At 44.1% G+C, this 18,142-nt stretch carries 14 protein-coding genes and 1 riboswitch; all 14 genes read right to left on the reverse strand.

Going from position 1 to position 18,142, the window contains the following annotated elements:
* Window positions 1-69 precede the first annotated feature (69 nt).
* The 14 genes from BUB11_RS28760 to dpaL all read right to left on the reverse strand — a co-directional run bounded on the left by BUB11_RS28760 (window position 70) and on the right by dpaL (window position 17,821).
* The gene (locus BUB11_RS28760) at window positions 70-1,074 is read right to left on the reverse strand and encodes a xanthine dehydrogenase family protein molybdopterin-binding subunit (protein WP_073029505.1); all 1,005 of its coding nucleotides are present in this window, start codon (window positions 1,072-1,074) and stop codon (window positions 70-72) included.
* Window positions 1,071-2,336, reverse strand: coding sequence for a xanthine dehydrogenase family protein molybdopterin-binding subunit (locus BUB11_RS28765; protein ID WP_073029506.1), 1,266 nt, complete (start codon window positions 2,334-2,336; stop codon window positions 1,071-1,073). The genes BUB11_RS28760 and BUB11_RS28765 overlap by 4 nt, the downstream gene beginning before the upstream one ends.
* A complete protein-coding gene (locus tag BUB11_RS09400) occupies window positions 2,333-2,800 on the reverse strand; it encodes a (2Fe-2S)-binding protein (RefSeq protein WP_073029507.1) in 468 nt (155 codons plus the stop codon). The genes BUB11_RS28765 and BUB11_RS09400 overlap by 4 nt, the downstream gene beginning before the upstream one ends.
* Entirely contained in the window at window positions 2,797-3,639 is an 843-nt protein-coding gene (locus BUB11_RS09405; RefSeq protein WP_073029508.1) for an FAD binding domain-containing protein, read from the reverse strand. Before BUB11_RS09405 ends, BUB11_RS09400 begins: the two co-directional genes overlap by 4 nt.
* 57 nt (window positions 3,640-3,696) lie before the next feature.
* Window positions 3,697-3,796: riboswitch (purine riboswitch) on the reverse strand.
* A 216-nt stretch (window positions 3,797-4,012) separates the two neighbouring features.
* Complete coding sequence (gene yqeB, locus BUB11_RS09410; RefSeq protein WP_073029509.1) at window positions 4,013-4,861, reverse strand: selenium-dependent molybdenum cofactor biosynthesis protein YqeB; 849 nt, start codon at window positions 4,859-4,861, stop codon at window positions 4,013-4,015.
* A 96-nt stretch (window positions 4,862-4,957) separates the two neighbouring features.
* Window positions 4,958-5,581 carry a nucleotidyltransferase family protein gene (locus BUB11_RS09415; protein ID WP_073029510.1) on the reverse strand — a complete coding sequence of 208 codons (624 nt, stop codon included), beginning with the start codon at window positions 5,579-5,581 and terminating at the stop codon, window positions 4,958-4,960.
* Window positions 5,563-6,408: a selenium cofactor biosynthesis protein YqeC gene (gene yqeC / locus BUB11_RS09420; RefSeq protein ID WP_073029511.1), complete on the reverse strand. Its 846-nt coding sequence runs from the start codon at window positions 6,406-6,408 to the stop codon at window positions 5,563-5,565. Before yqeC ends, BUB11_RS09415 begins: the two co-directional genes overlap by 19 nt.
* Window positions 6,409-6,490: 82 nt before the next feature.
* The gene (xdh, locus tag BUB11_RS09425) at window positions 6,491-9,049 is read right to left on the reverse strand and encodes a selenium-dependent xanthine dehydrogenase (RefSeq protein ID WP_073029512.1); all 2,559 of its coding nucleotides are present in this window, start codon (window positions 9,047-9,049) and stop codon (window positions 6,491-6,493) included.
* A gap of 2 nt (window positions 9,050-9,051) precedes the next feature.
* On the reverse strand, window positions 9,052-10,446 hold the full coding sequence (gene hydA / locus BUB11_RS09430; protein WP_073029513.1) for a dihydropyrimidinase: 1,395 nt from the start codon (window positions 10,444-10,446) through the stop codon (window positions 9,052-9,054).
* Window positions 10,447-11,007: 561 nt separating this feature from the next.
* Complete coding sequence (gene arcC, locus BUB11_RS09435; protein ID WP_073029514.1) at window positions 11,008-11,958, reverse strand: carbamate kinase; 951 nt, start codon at window positions 11,956-11,958, stop codon at window positions 11,008-11,010.
* Window positions 11,959-11,960: 2 nt separating this feature from the next.
* Window positions 11,961-12,965 carry an ornithine carbamoyltransferase gene (locus BUB11_RS09440; protein ID WP_073029515.1) on the reverse strand — a complete coding sequence of 335 codons (1,005 nt, stop codon included), beginning with the start codon at window positions 12,963-12,965 and terminating at the stop codon, window positions 11,961-11,963.
* A gap of 89 nt (window positions 12,966-13,054) precedes the next feature.
* Window positions 13,055-14,302, reverse strand: coding sequence for a YgeY family selenium metabolism-linked hydrolase (locus BUB11_RS09445; RefSeq protein ID WP_073029741.1), 1,248 nt, complete (start codon window positions 14,300-14,302; stop codon window positions 13,055-13,057).
* A 354-nt stretch (window positions 14,303-14,656) separates the two neighbouring features.
* Window positions 14,657-16,423 (reverse strand): sigma-54-dependent Fis family transcriptional regulator, encoded by a 1,767-nt coding sequence (locus BUB11_RS09450; protein ID WP_073029516.1) that lies wholly within the window; start codon window positions 16,421-16,423, stop codon window positions 14,657-14,659.
* Between the two features lie 174 nt (window positions 16,424-16,597).
* Window positions 16,598-17,821 carry a diaminopropionate ammonia-lyase gene (gene dpaL / locus BUB11_RS09455; protein ID WP_073029517.1) on the reverse strand — a complete coding sequence of 408 codons (1,224 nt, stop codon included), beginning with the start codon at window positions 17,819-17,821 and terminating at the stop codon, window positions 16,598-16,600.
* Between the last annotated feature and the right edge of the window lie 321 nt (window positions 17,822-18,142).

Here is an 18,142-nt window from a genome sequence, read left to right on the forward strand (position 1 = left end):
TTAAAACCGATTAGCTGTAACTCTAAACCTAGCTCTTATCCTTCTGCTTTACACCCTATATTCTTTAATTTACTTTTCCAAACCCTCCCTCTTCTCTGCTAACCCTTGCAGAATTTTTTCCGGTGTCGCTGGTAAAGACGTAATCCTTACTCCCACAGCATCATCAATAGCATTAATGATGGCCGCAACTGTTGGAAGCATTGCCGGTTCACCAAGTCCCTTAGCGCCAAAAGGACCTGTGCACTCTGCATCTTCCACGAATAAAGCTTCTATACTAGGCACATCTAAGGCCGTGGGAATCAAATAACTGGAAAGGGCCGGATTATTAATTTTACCCTCTTTTAATTCCAGTTCCTCAAGCAAAGCAAACCCTATTCCCTGGGTTACTCCTCCCGCAATTTGCCCTTCAACTTGAGTTGGATTCAGGGCTTTTCCTACGTCATGAACTGCAACCACTTTGAGAACACGGACCATACCAGTTTCAGTATTTACTTCTACCTCAGCCATCTGACATCCAAAGGCATATGGCCAGTAAGGAGCACCTTGTCCGGTTTCCGGATCGACAGGAGTCGAACGCGCCGTCGAACTTTCGGCACTTATAAACCGTTCACCCTTTAAACGGGCTTGAAAAACCATGTCAGCTAAGGGCATACGGCGTGAAGGGTCTCCTTTGACTCCTATAAAACCCTCTTTAAGCTCTATTCCTTCTGAAGTTGGGCAAGAGAACTCATGTGCAGCATAATCCAACAAAGAGGATTTTGCTTGGCGAACAGCTTTAAGAACAGCATTTCCAGTATTATAGGTTTGCCGAGTCGCTGCCGTCGTTCCTGAATCAGGGGTTGCATCCGTATCACCGGAATAGACACAGATATCTTGGGACTCTAGTCCAAGCTCTTCCGCTGCGATTTGGGCAAAAATTGAGTTGCTTCCTTGTCCGACGTCGACAGCTCCCGTCAACACCGTCGCTGACCCGTCATCATGAATTTCTACAAAGGCACTGGACACGTCCGGGAAACCGTTCCCATAACCCGTGCCATACCACGAACATCCTAACCCAATTCCCCTCTTTTTCATTGAGAGTCCCCCCCTCTTTGGAGATAAGGCGCGATTTTCGCCAAGCACTGATCAAGTGGGACACTTCCGGTCAATACTTGACCTGTAGCCGTCGTACTTCCAACCTTAAAAAGATTACGCAAGCGAATCTCTAATGGAGAAATTCCAATTTCCTTCGCGAGGAGATCCATTTGACTCTCATAGGCCAAGACTGTTTGGGCCGCACCAAAGCCACGCATGGCTCCAGAATAAGGATTGTTGGTAAAGACAGCATAACTATCAATTGAAACATTCGGGATGACATAGGGTCCACTGGCATGTACCGCAGACTTACGCAAAACGTTGATACTCCAGGAAGAGTAAGCACCTGCATCCCCAATAATTTTAGCTTCCAGGGCAACTAATTTCCCATCCTTCGTCGCTCCTGTTTTATAGTGCATCCGCATAGGGTGACGTTTGGAATGAGAATAAAAGGATTCTTCCCGGGTGTTTTCCATTTTTACAGGTCGGAGCGTATTCCAGGCCATTAAGGCCGCCATAATCTGAAGTGAAATATCTTCCCGTCCTCCGAAAGCTCCTCCCACCGCTAAGGTTTTGACTTGAACCTGGCTAAAACGAAGCCCTAACGCATGGGCAATCTCGCCTCGATCATAGTGAGCGTATTGGGTAGCTGTTTCCACCACCATGTGTCCGCGTTCATCCACATGAGCCAGCACTGCTTCGGGTTGCAAAAAGGCATGGTCCACATGTTGAGTACTGTACTCTTTTTCAATTACGACGTCTGCTTGAGCCCAGCCTTCTTGCAAATTGCCCCGACGAATTGGCATGTGGTATAAGACGTTTGTCGGCCGTAGGGTTGGATGAAGAGGGAGCGCATCAGGCCTCATAGCCTCTTCTGGGTCAAACACCGCCGGCAAAACCTGGTATTCTACTTCTACGAGCTTGGCAGCAGCTCGAGCAATTTCCTCTGTTTCCGCTCCGACAACCGCCACTGGGTCCCCAACCATTCGAATATACTCTGCCAGGACGGGCTGGTCGCGAAAGAGTACACCGTGGGAATTATTAGGAACATCCTTGGCCGTTAAGACAGCCACCACACCAGCTAAGCTCATTGCTTGTTCACTGTTAATCCCAAGAACTCTGGCATGAGGATGTGGACTGCGAATGACTACTGCGTAGATCTGCCCCTGCAAATTCACGTCTGCAGGGAATTTCGTTTGCCCGAAGACTTTCCCCCAGGCATCTTCTCTGACAACTCGGGAACCCACCACTGAAGTTTTCATTCTTTTCCCTCCTCAGCAGCGATTTTTACAGCCCGCAAAATTTTATCATACCCTGTACAGCGACAAAGATTCCCTGACATGGCAATTCCAATTTCTTCATTACTAGGCTTCGAGTTTTTATCCAGCAAATTCTTAGCTGATAAAACCATTCCAGGGGTACAAAAACCACATTGAACGGCTCCAACTTCGACAAAAGCCTTCTGTACACGATGAGGTGAGCGCCGATTTCCCACTCCCTCAATTGACGTAATAACACTTCCGTTAGCTTGAGCAGCCAGAACAAGACAGGAGTTCACTGTTTTACCGTCCATAATCACGGTGCAGGCCCCACATTCTCCTTCCCCACACCCTTCTTTCGTTCCAAGCAGTCCCAAACGGTTGCGTAAAGCATCAATGAGACGTTCACTTGGTTCAACTTCCAAAGTATAAGGCTTATCATTTACAACAAGTTTAATCTCTATCATGCCTGTGTCCCTCCCTCTGTGATGATCGACGCTAACGCCTCACGAAAGACTCCAGAAACCGCTGTCCGTTTATAGGGCGCAGATGCCCGCGCCCCCAAAGCTTCTCTGACTATCTGTTGGACTTCCAAAACCCCTTTTTCCAACCAAGCCCCATTTAATTCCAGACCGCTTAATTCCCGGCCAAGAGATTCACTTAAGAAAGCTCGTCTGCCCACAGCTCCTAAAGCTACGCGAACATTTTCCACTCGGGTTCCATTTATTTCTACAGCCACGGCGACACTTAAACGGGCAATGGCTAACGCTCTGCGTCTGCCTAATTTTGAAAAACCACTCTGCCAACCAGTGATAGGAATACGGAATCCACGAATGAGGGTGTTCTGCCCGAGGAGTGGTGTACGGCTTAAGAGAGTGGATAAAGGTACAAATTCCTCCCCCTCTTGCGAAATCAAATGGACCTCTGCCCCTAACGCCAATAGTGGTGGCAAGCCATCTGCAGCCGGTGAGCAGTTACCTAAATTTCCGCCCAAAGTCGCTTGATTACGAATTTGCGGAGAACCCATGGATTGACAGGCCTGCCATAGGGCATAGGCATTTTGGGCAACGAGTTCACTATTTCCTAATTCTGCAAAGGTGGCCATGCTCCCGATTTCGATAAACCCGTCAACTTCTTTGATCTCGCGAAGTACGGAGATTTTGCCCAGGTCTATGAGACCAGAGGGCTGAGCTTTGCCGGTACGCATATGAAGTACAAGGTCGGTTCCCCCAGCCAAGAAAGTAGACTCGGATGCATGGGCTATTTCTATAGCCTCTTCCACGCTGTACGGTTGAAAATACTTCATTTTTTTCACCTCATCTATAATTTGACAGCACAAAAAAACAACCTCTATTGCAAGACTCTATGGCCATCCCTGGCTCATAGAGAAGCAATTTCGGTTGCCTCGTAGAAACCCTCGAACCAATTATCGAGGTTATATGAGTAGAATTCAGTATTTAATTATTGAGCAATCAATTAATCTGATTCATTCTCTAAAACGGTTTTAAGACATAAGATCTAATACACATATTACAATATAAACATTCGATTTGTATATAGGTTATCCTGCTTAAATATAAAAAATTGTCTTACATTTTAGGTAAAATGATCCACAAAATGAATTAAACTTCATTCGCCAATAAGAATATACCTATTTTTTCAAACGAATGAAACAATTTCTAGCCTTTTAAACGCAGGGGACTAATGATACCGCATTCCAGGATGCTTAATAAAACTGCGGCCCCTATAGCACGTGCTTTCTCCGAAATCGTCCAACAGTATTCTTCGTTCCCACGAGGATCTATATCCCCAATTTTTACATTCTCAGAAATCCGGGTATTTGTTCTCAATAACCCTCTTAAAACCCCATTGATAAAGGACACTACTTTGGTATTCTCTATCCCGTCTTCAATTTCACCCAAGCAATCTCCCGCTAAAACCTGTTCTCCAATAGCCCGCTTAGCTTTAAAGACCCCTGTCTTGGCTGAATAGACAACACGTTCTTTAGAAATACCCTTAACTTCTCCCGGAATCCCGGTATTGGGCTGAGCTGGCCCAGAATAAATAATCCGGCCCAGATGATGCCCTCGGTTAGTTTCTATAACAATATCTACATCTTCTCCAGCAGTAAAACCAGGTCCCAAACCGATGGTTAACGGGGCCATGCTTTGCTTTGTCCCCATGTTTAGTTTGGCCATAATTGCATCAACCAGTATTGAAGGATTAAGCTCAGGTAATGTCTTCAAATCAGGATCAACAAGGACTGGGATTTCTCCCGCTTTCCAAGCAGTTTCACAATCTGAGGTCGGAGAAGCTATACGGCAAGCCATAATTTCTTCAACTTGCCAACGGCCCTCTTCAATAGCAGTACCAAAACATACCGGCCAGCGGACCATTAAAGGCTCAGCCACTTCCGTCATTACTACTCTAAATCCTGCTTTAGCCAAAGCCCAACCGACGCCGGAAGCTTGTTCCCCAGCCCCACGAATTAAAACCACCGGCCCATTCATAACCAGTTTATTGTTCATTCGCACATTTCTCCTATCTTTAGGGTTCAAATATTAACTGTTTAATAGCAGACATTAGAATTACATCTATTGAGAAGTTTAACTCTCTTAGCAAAACTATAGTTTGTTAAATAAAGCGTTATATTGTTCAGGTGTATCAACATCACAAAATAAATTTTCCTTAACAGAAAATTTCAGCCACCGATCCGGATATTTATTTAAAACAACTCTTCCGCCTTGCTCACCCCGGAGCGCCAATAGTTCCGGGAGGTATCGCTTATGAAAAAATACAGGGGAACCTGTTGTATCCCCGGCAATGGGCACAAGGAAATCCGGACATAACCTAAGCACCTCTCCCAGGCAGGCTGAGAGCTCTTGAACATTAATTCCTACCTGATCCCCGGGTAAAAAAGCGTAACTATGTACTTGATTATTTATAGTTTGTAATCCTATGTTAATCGTCTGCGCAAGAGGTTGAGGGCTTGGAACATAATGCCAAATCCCGCCATGCTCTCTAAACTCTCTAATACCCTCTTCTGAAACATAGGTATCAATGGTTTGTCGTGAGACAACGTGAATCTCAATCTTTGCTAACATTGATTCACTTTTATGTAGTTTGATCGTTTCAAGAATCGTTTCAATAACATGCCCTAGGACAGTGGTCTTCTTCCAAGGCAGAGCAAGTTTATCTCGCCCCATTCGAGTAGCCAAACCTGCGGCCATTACCACAAATCGAACCAACGCAAGTCCCCCTCTTTGGCATCCCCCACGGCCAGGCGTAAATGACTTGGTCTCCCTTCGAAGGGTACCTCATTCTGTTGGGTTTCTAACCATTTATGCTTAAGATCGTGTAATAGATCCAATGAATCCATTGGATCTATTATCTTTTTGTTCTCAATAGTTTTTCCCGGACCATTCAAGAGAATAACCCAAGACATCTGCTCATATTGAGGAGCAAAGACAGGAGACCTTAAAAAATATCTCCAAGCACTCTCTGCTTTCCAAACCTGACCGAGAAGATCCTTACACCTATGAGATCTATGAACGTGATCCTCTTGCAGAACATCTCCCCATAACCCCCGGTCCAGCACTAACACAGCACAATCCGTATACTTAGGAATTTGCGGTTCATAGGACTCCCAGCACTTTAACTTGCGCTCTCGTGCACCATCTCCTTCAATCACCCAAAAACGCCGACCCTTCAAGTTGTGCAAGTCAAATGAGTGAATATCCTTTGCGATAGCATTGTCAACCGCAGTAACTGATGGGCCAAGCCATTTTCCACTTACATCCTCTAGTTTATCATACCAGAACCAAGCACCCTTTTCTTTGGGGGGAGGATTGAGATTCCTCCAAGGGTTCATGTGTTCCTCAGGATAGACTTTTGTCGTAGTAGTTGCCACTACTTGCAAACCAGCGGATGCTATTTCATGAGACAGTGATCGAAGACACGTCGTCTTCCCTCCAGCCCCGATGAATGTGGTAACAGGTAAATGCTGAGTCATATTCCAAAGACTGCCGCTTCCGATTGTCGAACTAAACGTTGATCTTGTTGCCGAACTAGTCATGTTTAACTCCTAAAGACTGTTTAGGGATAGTTTACGTGAGTTTGAGACATTGTTCAAGCGCTAAAAATAAGAAAATTCAAAATTATTTTTTATTATAAGGAGTTTCTTTCAGTGGCAAGGAACAACGCAGTTTGCCATCAAACTTATAATATGCGGATGCAACTGCCGGAGCCGTCGGAATCGAGGCGATCTCCCCTACTCCTTTGGCACCGTAAGCTAATGGAGAGGAATTCTTTTCAATAATCACAGATTCAACCTCAGGCATTTCTGTCGACCGCAAAAGTCCTAACTTGGCGTACTTAGCTGTTGGAACACCATTAAGAAGAGGAAAATCCTCTCGCAAAGCATAGCCTAATCCCATGCAAACTCCGCCTTCAATCTGCCCTTCGATGGCTTTCGGATTGATGGCCCTTCCCACATCATGGGCAGCGACCACTTTTTCCACCATTCCCTGTTCATTTAGCAGAACAACATGAGTTGCATAACTATAGGCAACGTGGCTAATTGGGTTTGGCTTATCTGAATTCATGGGGTCGGTTTCCCCAAAGTATTCCCCGTAAAATTCTTGCCCGTCTAAGTCCTCAAAAGTAGCATTATGCATCGCTTGTTGCAGTTTCAGAGAAGCTTGACGCACGGCCTCACCACTAAACATAGTCTGACGCGAAGCAGTTGTTGTACCGGAATTAGGCGTCAAACAGGTATCTGGAGCACCAACTTCAATCTGTTCCAGGGGCAAACCCGTTGCTTCATGAACGATCTGTGTTGCAATAGTGGCAAAACCTTGTCCAATGCAGGCAGCACTGGTCAGGACTACCGCTTTCCCATTAAGAATTTTAATTTTTACCCGCCCGGTATCCGGAAGACCCACTCCAATGCCGGTATTTTTCATAGCACAGGCAATTCCCGCAGCATGTGGATGAGACTCATACACTTCCCGAACCGCACGAAGTGTCTCCTTGATGGCAGTTCCCTCATCTGTAATCTGACCGGTGGAATTAACCATCCCCGGTTCGAGAGCGTTGAGGTACCGAATTTCCCAAGGAGAAATCCCCACTTTTTCTGCTAAGAGATCCATATTTGTCTCCGCCGCAAAAGAGGACTGGGGGACACCAAAGCCTCTAAATGCTCCAGCCGGAGGATTATTCGTATAAACGCAGAGCCCGGTAATATCTACATTAGCTATTTGATAAGGACCACTGGCATGGGTACACGCCCGTTGCAGAACAGCAGTGCCTAAAGAGGCATAAGCCCCCGTATCAGCAACAATCTTAGCGGACATAACCGTCAGCTTCCCCTTCTCGTCACATCCAGTGGTAACTTCCAATTCCATAGCATGGCGCTTGGGGTGCACTAAGATGCTTTCCTGGCGAGTAAAGGTTAGTTTGACAGGTTTCTGGGTTTTTATAGCTAGCAAAGCGGCATGATGTTGGACGCTTAAATCTTCTTTACCGCCAAATCCGCCACCGACCAATTTGCTGATTACACGCACCTTTTCTGCGGGCAAGCCAAGCATCGCCATTATCCCATGTTGATCATCATAAACACTTTGATCTCCAACGTAAATTGTGACCCCTCCGTCTTCCTGAGGGATGGCTAAAGCACTTTCCGGTTCCATAAAGGCATGTTCAGTAGGCGGGGTTGTATAACGATTCGTAACCACATGTGCGGAATTAGCAAGCGCTTCCTCAGGATTTCCTCGTTTAATCTTGGTTGTGCTTAACAGATTCCCTTTTTCGTGAATGCGAGGAGCTCCTTCAGCAAGGGCTTCTGTCGGACTCAGGATCGGTTTGAGCTCTTCATACTCCACTTTAATCAAATTTAAGGCTTCTCGAGCTTGCTTTTTCGTCTGAGCGGCAACTATGGCAATTGCATCCCCGATATACCTTGTTTCTTGTCCGATGGAAACCATGGTCGGCCAATCAGGAAAAATATGACCGTGATTGCGATCTGCCGGAATGTCCTCTGCTGTTAATGCCGCTTCTACACCCGGATAAGAACGCGCTTCAGATACATCGATGGCCTTGACAATGGCTCTAGGGTACTTAGTCCTTAAAACCGCTGCATAAAGCATATTATCTACCTGCATATCATCCACGTATTGTCCCGTTCCCATTGCCTTTTCACGAGCGTCCACACGTTGTACACTTGTTCCGATTCTGGCCCCGGGCTGTAAAGACTTAGGGGTTATTTCCCCGCGTAATACCTGAGCTGCCAAGAAAATGCCTTGTTCAATTTTTATATATCCTGTGCAACGACAGATATTTCCGCGAATACTCTGCTTTATTTCTTGAGAAGTGGGGTTGGCATTCTTGTCAATCAAGGCTTTTGCACTGATAATCATACCCGGTATACAAAAGCCGCACTGAACCGCACCTGCTTCGGCAAACGCCCAAGTATAAGCTTCCTTTTCTCCCTCGGATAGCCCTTCAACGGTCTGAAGTTTCTTTCCGGATGCCTTAGCGACGGTCAATATACAAGCCCGCATAGCCTTACCATCCACTAAAAGCATGCACGCACCACAAGCTCCTTCTCCACATCCGTTTTTAAGTGAAGTTACCTGTGCCTCATCTCGCAAGAAATCAAGCAGATTCTTATCCTCCTGCACGCTATGAATTGTGCCATTAATATCAATAGTATACATTATTACCCAACCTTTCTCTTAAGGAATGGCTTACGGGATAAGTATATCCCCGTGGGTTTATCCACCTTTAGCTGTCCATCCCGGACAACCTGTTTTCCACGTAAGAATACATGAATCGCTTGACCGGTCTGTTTAAAACCTTCGTAAGGGGTGTAATCGACCTGCTGATGCAAATCCGCAGCCCTTATAACCGATGATATACGGGGATCCCAAACGACAAGGTCTGCATCACTCCCAGGAGCTATGGTTCCTTTTTGTGGGAACAATCCAAAGAGTTTTGCTGCATTCGTTGACGTTAGAGCTACAAAATCGTTTAAGGTTAACTTCCCAGTCAAAACCCCATAGGTATACAACAATCCCATGCGGGTTTCAACTCCTGCCGCTCCATTGGGGATTTTGCTGAAATCATTGAGGCCCTTATCTTTTTGTCCTTGATAATTTAGTGCGCAATGATCCGTGGCGACCACATCTAAGACCCTATTTTTCAAGCCTGCCCATAAAACTTCCTGATTATGAACCGGACGCAAAGGCGGTGAAATCACATATTTAGCACCGTTAAAACCTTCGGCACTGTAATAGCTGTCATCTAATAAGAGATATTGAGGGCAGGTTTCAGCGTAAACCTCTTGCCCTTTTAACTTCGCATCATTCACTGCCTTAAGTGCCCCGCTACAAGTCAGGTGGACAATATAGAGGGGAGCATCAGCCAACTGAGCAAGGGTAATAACTCGTGAGGTTGCTTCCTCTTCTACTACCGGCGGCCGAGACAGTGGATGATATTTTGGAGCAGTTTTACCCTGGGTTATATGTTCATGTACCAAATCATAGACGATATCACCATTCTCACAATGCACACAAACCAGAGCCCCATATTCTCCGGCTTGGCGCAGAGCTTGTAACAAAGCCCCGTCGTCAACTTGCAAGACATTCTTATAAGCCATATAAAGCTTAAATGACGGCACCCCTTCTTCTCGTATCAACTCCGGCATTTCTTGGGCTATGGAGTCATTCCAATCTGTGATTGCCATATGAAAACCGTAGTCGACATAACACTTGTCCTTAGCCTTTGTATGCCAATTCATCAAGCCCTCTTTTAAAGTTTCCCCTTTAAACTGAGTGGCAAAATCAAGGATAGTTGTTGTCCCGCCTAATACAGCTGCTTTTGTACCCGATGAAAAATCATCTGATGTCGAAAAATCCCCCATGGGGAGATCGAAGTGAGTATGTGGGTCAATTCCTCCCGGAAACAAAAAGCAGCCATCCACATCTATTGCCTGGTCACCAGGTTGCTTGATATCGCAGCCAATGGCCACAATTCTCTCGCCTTCAATGCGGAGGTCTGCTTGATATAGATCTGCAGCCGTAACAATAGTTCCACCATTTAATACTATACCCATGTCCATTTCTCCTTAAGGGAAATCTCCTCATCTTGGGTCACAAACATTATGGAAACTTCCTCAGTGTTTAATCTGAAGAATCTATCTATCTTATCAAGGGCGATTCAGATTCTTTAAATATTCATCTGGCCTTCGGCCTCTGATTACTGATCTCTGTAATAGTGGCATACTCAAAATTCTTGACTCATGGGCTATTAATCGAGATTAAACCTATGACATGCTATCTAGGAGCTTAGTGCCACTTTTCCCACGGGCATGGGCGATCTAGTTGTCGCTGTAGCCACGTCGATGACGAGAAGCTACTCTCCTAAAAGAAAAGCCGGTATTAGTGAGACGGTTAGTTATTGGATAAAGAATTGACGCAGATCGTTTCCCAAGAGGAATCGTTTCTGCGCATATTTTGAATTCAGAAAGCAACTTAAAAAGATTTGCCCTTCTCATTCCAATAAATAGAATAAATATATTCTTTTTACTATTGTCTGTGAGACTTGAGATGAAGAATTTAAACTTCTTCATCTCAAGTTTTCTATTTATTTAAATCCAGTTTAGGAACTAATGGGATCAAGGATATATATGGGTCCCAGTCTTCCCTGCGACAGCTTCTTCCAGCGATTCAGGATTGGTAATGATCGCTTCTTTTCCGCCATTTTCCAGGAAGCTGATAACAGCTTGGATTTTAGGCAACATGCTGCCAGGAGCAAAATGGTTTTCAGTTACATATTGCTTCAGTTCAGCCAGCGTCACCTTATCTAAGGCTTTTTCATTAGGCTTGCCGTAATTCAAATAAACCGTAGGCACTCCCGTTGAAATAATTAAGACGTCTGCCTTAATATCTGCGGCCAAAAGACTAGTCGCAAAATCCTTATCGATGACCGCGTCAACACCGCGCAGTGACCCGTCCTCACTCTTGACTACAGGGATTCCGCCGCCACCAACACTAATAACACAATAGCCATCGCGTACTAGCTTATTGATAACATTTTTTTCGACAATTTCTTGAGGCTGAGGAGAGGCAACCATCCGGCGATACCCTCTGCCTGCATCTTCAATCATAACCCAGGTTGGGTTAGCCTTTTGAATTTCTGCAGTCTGTTCTTTGGTGTAAAATGAACCAATGGGTTTAGTAGGTTTCTGAAAAGCCGGGTCATTTTCAGAAACCACGACTTGAGTCACAACAGTGACAGCCGTTTTATCCATACCCCTTTTCTTGAATTCATTATCCAGTGCTTGTTGAATTTGGTAACCAATGGCCCCCTGGGTGTCTGCCCCACAGCTGACCAAAGGAACCTGATGCATTGCTGCAACATCCTTAGCAATTTCCGACCTTCTTAAGATAAACCCTACTTGTGGACCGTTGCCATGAGTAACAATCACTTCATAGCCCTGCTCGATCATCCCGACAATATGCTTGGCTGTTTCTACAACAGCCTGATATTGATCCTCAACGGACTCATGCGCGTTATCACGAATCAGAGAATTCCCACCAATTGCTACAACAGCTAGTGTACTCACAATTATTTTCCACCTACCAACAATGTCATAACAGCTTTAGCTGTATGCAAACGGTTTTCTGCAGCATCATAAGCGATAGAATGTGGTCCATCAATAACAGAGTCTTCAACTTCATTGTTGCGGTCAGCAGGTAAAGCATGCATATACATAACATCTTTGCTGGCAGTAGCCATTTTGGCTTCAGTGCACTTCCAGCTCTTATTGGAAACGAGGGCATCATCAATAACTGCAGTTGCACCGGAAACTGAAGCACCGGTTTGGTCTGTAACCCAGTTACCCCAGCTCTTAGGAATAACGATATCCGCATCTTTATAAGCTTCAGCCTCATCATGAGTAATTGTCAAAGTACCGCCATGCTTCTCAGCATTTTCTCTGGCTTGGGTGATAACCCACTCAGGAAGCTCCCAACCCTTTGGATAAGCCAGCCAAACATCCATACCATAACGAGGGAAGAGAAGAACTTGGGTTACAGGCACAGAGATTGGTTTCTTATGGCTTTCAGCATAAGCCCAAATGATCGAAATCTTTTTGCGTCTCAAGTCTTGGTGCTTCTCTTTAATCGTCAGCAAATCTGCCAACCCTTGGAATGGGTGATAAAGGTCATCTTGCAAGTTCATAACCGGAACTGACGACCATTTTGCCATCTCGGTCAAGTATTGGTTACCGCGACCCCAGTTGCAATAACGGCAAGCAATCATATGTCCAAAACGAGAAAGAATAATAGCGGTATCTTTCGCAGTCTCACCATGAGCAATTTGCATGCTGCTGGAATCCAAGAATCCAGCATGACCGCCCAATTGAGCCATACCAGCTTCCATTGAATTTCTGGTTCGAGTGGATTGCTCGAAGAACATTAAGAAACCGGTTTTATTATGAAGATAATCAGTATCTTCGCCCATAGCAAATTTTCTCTTAAGATCCAACGAAACATCAAGCATTGTGTCTATTTCTTCTTTAGTAAAATCCTCTAAGTTGATAAAATGTCGTCCTCTGAATACTGTATTCATTTATTAATTCCTCCTAATAATTATGTTTATTGCAGAGTAGCCACTTAAGACTACAAAATATGTGATACTTCAAAATCAATAGTATAGGCTTACTTCTTAATCTCTACTAAATTCTCAGTATCCTTAGGCATCTTATCAGCATACTCCTTGACATAAATGCTAGGAATCGCTGCATACATAGCCGCACAATCCACAAGTTCCTTTTTCCAGGTCCGCTCATTTGGAGCATGTGCTTGGTCTTCATGTCCCGGTCCAAAACCGATGCAAGGAATTCCATAGCGTCCCATGATGGAAACACCATTTGTGGAGAAAGTCCACTTGTCTACCACCGGATCTTTACCGAATAAGCCTTTGTAAGCATCTTCAAGAGTACTGGTTACAGGATGTCCCTCTTCGATTAGCCAGGTTGGGAAATAGCATTCAGTTGGATAAACCAAGTTAGTATAGGACGGTCTATCATACATATACATCGAAACTTCTGCATTAGCAGCTTTTACTGAAGGAAGGTTTTTAATTTGTTGAACTGCGTATTCCCATGATTCGCCTGCAGTTAAGCGACGATCGACGGAAATCCAGCAACTGTCTGCAACTGCACAACGTGAAGGGGAAGTGTGGAAGATTTCCGAAACTGTCAAGCTGCCTTTTCCGAGGAATGGGTGGTCCATGAGGTTTTCATGCAAGCTGCGCAGCTCTTGCAGAATTGGGGCCATCTTATAAATGGCATTGTCCCCGCGTTCTGGAGCAGAACCATGACAACTAACACCTTTTGTCAATACCTTGATTTCCATCCGACCACGATGTCCGCGATAAATCTTTCCATCGGTTGGTTCGGTAATTACAACAAATTCAGGCACAACCTTGTCTTCTTTGATAATGTACTGCCAGCATAATCCATCACAATCTTCTTCCTGGACGGAACCGACAACAACCATGGTATAATCATCTTCTAAGCCAAGATCCTTAATGATCTTACCAGCATAAACCATCGATGCCATTCCACCGATTTGGTCAGAGGCACCACGGCCGATAATGATTTCATCATCTTCAAACCCTTTATAAGGGTCATACTGCCAATTCTCCAAGCTGCCAACGCCTACTGTGTCAATATGTGCATCCATGGCAATTAAGTGTTTACCATGGCCAATATAACCAAGAACGTTACCTTGAGGATCAATCTCAACTTTGTCAAAGCCGACTTTTTCCATCTCTTCTTTGATGCGAAGAACTGTCCCTTTTTCATCGCAACTTTCACCTGGTATTGCGATTAGGTCCCGTAAAAACCGACTCATTTCCGGCTCATATTTTTTAGCCAGTTCGAGAACTTTCGTGAATTCCATTTTCAAAATATTATCCCCTTTCAATTATGCTTTAAATTTAATGTGAATTGTTGGATCCCCTTACTTCAAAAACGACCTTTCCTTTTACATGGTTTAATAAATGCAAGAACCATGCCAAGTAGTTTTAAATAAAAAAAACATTTATATCTTAGGTCAGGTGTATCTTTCCCCAGAAATCTTTGTATTATCACTTTGTTACAATCTCATTCTGAGACACTTTAATATCCGCCTGAAATAAAAATAATCTCTGAAAGACTGTTAATTCGACATTCTTCCTTATCAGTCTCATTGTGAGACAAAAGTCTACCTTTGAAACATATTTTAGCTGCGAAAATAGCAACCCGCTTTAATTGACTAGGAAAAAGTTCTATTCTCACCGATTTCGTATTCCTTAATCTTGCGATAGAGAGACGCTCTGCTAATTCCTAATAATTTTGCTGCATCTTCCTTATGCCCATTCACATCAACAAGGGTTAAGGCTTTCATAATTGTTTCCCGTTCTAAGACTTTGAGGTTTAACGAGGAATCTATCATTTCCGGTTTATGTTCCGTCTTGATTCTTTTCGGCAAGGTATCAGAGGTAATCATTCCCCCAGCCACCATGGTTACGCAGTATTCAATCACATTCCCCAATTCTCGGACATTCCCCGGCCAAGTATAGCGGGACAAGATTTCTATAGTTTCCGAGGTGATTCCACTAACCGACCTATCAGTTACTACAGAATAATAATCTAAATAGAATTGGGTCAATATAGGGACATCTTCTAAACGTTCTCGCAAGGGTGGAATCGTCAGTGGAATAACATTTAAACGATAATAAAGGTCTTCTCTAAATTCCCCCGTTATTACCATGTTATCCAAATCTCTGTGAGTGGCAGCAATGACACGTACATCCACCGGAATTGAGCGAGTACTGCCTATTCGCTCAACCCTTCTTTCTTGCAACACTCTCAATATCTTAACCTGTAAGTGAAGGGGCATGTCCCCAATCTCGTCTAAAAAAAGAGTACCATTATGAGCAAGCTCAAACTTTCCTAGTTTCCCACCTCGCTTAGCCCCCGTAAAGGATCCTTCTTCATATCCGAACAATTCGCTTTCCAGTAGATTTTCAGGAATGGCACCACAATTTATGGCGATGAAGGCATGCCCTTTTCGTTTACTGCTCTGGTGGATCGCTCGAGCTAACAGTTCTTTTCCTGTTCCGCTTTCTCCTTGAATCAAGAGGGTTGCCTTACTGGGAGCAACATGTAAAGCCATGGCTTTTAAGTCTTTCATCTTCTTAGAATTTCCGACAATCTGTGAAAAATGAGTTTCAATATCGTTCACAGTCGCCGCTTTGACCAATTTCTTGATTTGCTGAAGATCCCTCAGAGTAATTACCGCGCCTTCAATAATTCCGTCTTTCTTTATTGGCACTACGTCACAATATAGTTGTGTAGCCACCCTTTTCCCCTGAATGTTACCAGAAAACGTTTCTCCCCGTTCAACGGCAAGCCAAAGATTTTTGTTATCCAACAAGTGATATAAAGCCTGTTCTTCTTGCGCATCAATGTCCAATAATTTAGCCGCCAGGGTATTATAATGCGTCACTTTTTGCTGATCGTTAACTAACAAAATGCCGTCATGCAATAGATTCAGTACTGTGACTAACTGGCTTGTTAAAATGTCGCGATCATGATTTTGTTGGATTTCAGTTGCCTTCCCAACAAGAAGTTCAGCCATCTTTTCCAAAAAAAGCAACAGGGATTGTTTATTGTCCATTAGCCGCTGAGTTTGCTCCTCATCAAAGCTCACTAATCCAATAACCCCTATGATCTGATCCTCAATCCGTATGGGTATGGCAACCTCAGCATACTCCATACAGTTCCCTCTGCAGGGACAAGGCTGACAGAGTTCGTTGAAGCCAGGGTTGTCAATAATGACGGGAACTCCTGTTTTCATTACATGCCGATAGACAAAGCCATCATCCATTGGGCAACCGCATTGGCTTTTATATTTCCCCGTACCGGCAATCCGAATTAAGTCGGCATCCGCAATTTCAACTTCAATTTTAAGCGCTGCAGCAATCGCGTCTGCAGTTTGTTGGACTGTGCTCTTAATATTACGCAGGTAATACAACATGCTTTACACCTCATATTATTCGCTTTAACCTACATTATATACAACTATTCGCCTTATATCGCCTACTTCCTACTTAACAAAGGATGTAATAGTAAAAGAATTGAAAAGCCGAAAGGAAGCACCTTATCTTTAACGATTGTGTGCTTCCTTTCGATCTAGTTCCAGAACTAATTATTAACGTCCTGCAGACGGTAATTCTCCATCCCAAACAATACTGCGATATTTAAAGGGGTCAGTATTTCCTTCTGTATTAAAGAGTAGTATTTGGGATTTTTCGTCCAGATGAAGAGCTTCACGGGCCTCTTTTAAGCCCTCATCTATCATAAGCGTGCTAAGCAAACCGGCGGTTACCGCACCAGATTCACCTGAGATCACTTTCGGATCCCCCAGCAATGGATTTGCCAACACACGCATTCCTTTCGCTGCTACCCAGTCAGGGCATGAAACGAACACATCACTGTAATCGCGCAAGATATTCCACCCTATCAAGTTAGGTTCTCCACAGGCAAGTCCTGCCATAACAGTAGCCATGTCACCGCCAACTACCCGGGGTCTGCCATCCGCTGCAAGAGCAGATTTATATAAGCAATCCGCTTGATCCGCCTCTACAATCACGGTTTCTGGGCGACCCTCTTTAAATAAGGAAGCAAAATATCCTTGTACAGACCCTGCCAGAGCTCCAACTCCTGCCTGAACAAAAATATGAGTCGGCTTCTCAATACCCAGATTGTTAAGCTGTTCTATGGACTCTGCCGCCATTGTCCCGTAGCCCTGCATAATCCAACTTGGAATCTCCTCGTAACCTTCCCATGATGTATCCTGAACAACTACCCATCCGTGCTTTTCTGCTTCTACAGCAGTCATTCGTACGGCATCATCGTAATTCATATCAGTAATCTCAGCTGTAGCACCTTCAGACCTGATCCTTTCCAGACGATATTGTGAAGAGCCTTTGGGCATATAGACTACAGACTTTTGACGTAATTGGCGAGCAGTCCAAGCAATTCCACGACCATGGTTTCCGTCTGTAGTGGTAGCAAAGGTTATATCGCCCAATTGCTCTTTAACCTCCGGGGAAGTAAGAACTTCGAAAGGCAGTTCACTAATATCCTTGTTCAGTCGTTTCGCTAGGTATCTGCCGATTGCATAGGAACCGCCCAAGGCTTTAAAGGCATTTAGGCCAAACCGATATGACTCATCTTTTACAAAGATTCCACCAACCCCTAAATTGTTAGCAAGCTTGCTAAGTTCACGAAGGGGGGTAGGTTGATAATCCGGGAATGTCCTGTGGAAATTTATTGCCTTTTCTATAGCCTGTTTATTAAAAAGTTCTGTTGAAGCACCCGTTCCGTTTTGTTTAACCATACTATTTTCTATCCATTTAATTTTTTCAGACATTTAAAGTACCTCTCCTCTTTTTTTAAATATTGTGCAATAAAACGACTCATTTAATACGGTATCAAAAAAACAATTTCTTGTTTTATCTATAAACCTTCTATCTCCCCCTAAAACGAATTCATTGACTAGGCTTTCCGCTAAGATATTTAATGCAATTATCATGCCAACGTCGAATACAAAACCCCAAAAAAGATACCTGCTAGATAATTTTTTGATCTAGCAGGTATCTTTTTTGGGGTTTTGAGATTCTGGCAATCTCTATAATTTAATGGTTATCATAAAAAGAGAAGTGTTCATTAACCGGATAGGATTAAATGCGAA

The sequence above is a fragment of the Desulfosporosinus lacus DSM 15449 genome, from assembly GCF_900129935.1.
In the GTDB taxonomy this organism is placed as follows: domain Bacteria; phylum Bacillota; class Desulfitobacteriia; order Desulfitobacteriales; family Desulfitobacteriaceae; genus Desulfosporosinus; species Desulfosporosinus lacus.

Coding starts and splice junctions, on each gene's coding strand:
- BUB11_RS28760 (WP_073029505.1), bottom strand. CDS start 1,074: ATGAAAAAGAGGGGAATTGGGTTAGGATGTTCGTGGTATGGCACGGGT.
- BUB11_RS28765 (WP_073029506.1), bottom strand. CDS start 2,336: ATGAAAACTTCAGTGGTGGGTTCCCGAGTTGTCAGAGAAGATGCCTGG.
- BUB11_RS09400 (WP_073029507.1), bottom strand. CDS start 2,800: ATGATAGAGATTAAACTTGTTGTAAATGATAAGCCTTATACTTTGGAA.
- BUB11_RS09405 (WP_073029508.1), bottom strand. CDS start 3,639: ATGAAGTATTTTCAACCGTACAGCGTGGAAGAGGCTATAGAAATAGCC.
- yqeB (WP_073029509.1), bottom strand. CDS start 4,861: ATGAACAATAAACTGGTTATGAATGGGCCGGTGGTTTTAATTCGTGGG.
- yqeC (WP_073029511.1), bottom strand. CDS start 6,408: ATGACTAGTTCGGCAACAAGATCAACGTTTAGTTCGACAATCGGAAGC.
- xdh (WP_073029512.1), bottom strand. CDS start 9,049: ATGTATACTATTGATATTAATGGCACAATTCATAGCGTGCAGGAGGAT.
- hydA (WP_073029513.1), bottom strand. CDS start 10,446: ATGGGTATAGTATTAAATGGTGGAACTATTGTTACGGCTGCAGATCTA.
- BUB11_RS09440 (WP_073029515.1), bottom strand. CDS start 12,965: ATGAATACAGTATTCAGAGGACGACATTTTATCAACTTAGAGGATTTT.
- BUB11_RS09445 (WP_073029741.1), bottom strand. CDS start 14,302: ATGGAATTCACGAAAGTTCTCGAACTGGCTAAAAAATATGAGCCGGAA.
- BUB11_RS09450 (WP_073029516.1), bottom strand. CDS start 16,423: ATGTTGTATTACCTGCGTAATATTAAGAGCACAGTCCAACAAACTGCA.
- dpaL (WP_073029517.1), bottom strand. CDS start 17,821: ATGTCTGAAAAAATTAAATGGATAGAAAATAGTATGGTTAAACAAAAC.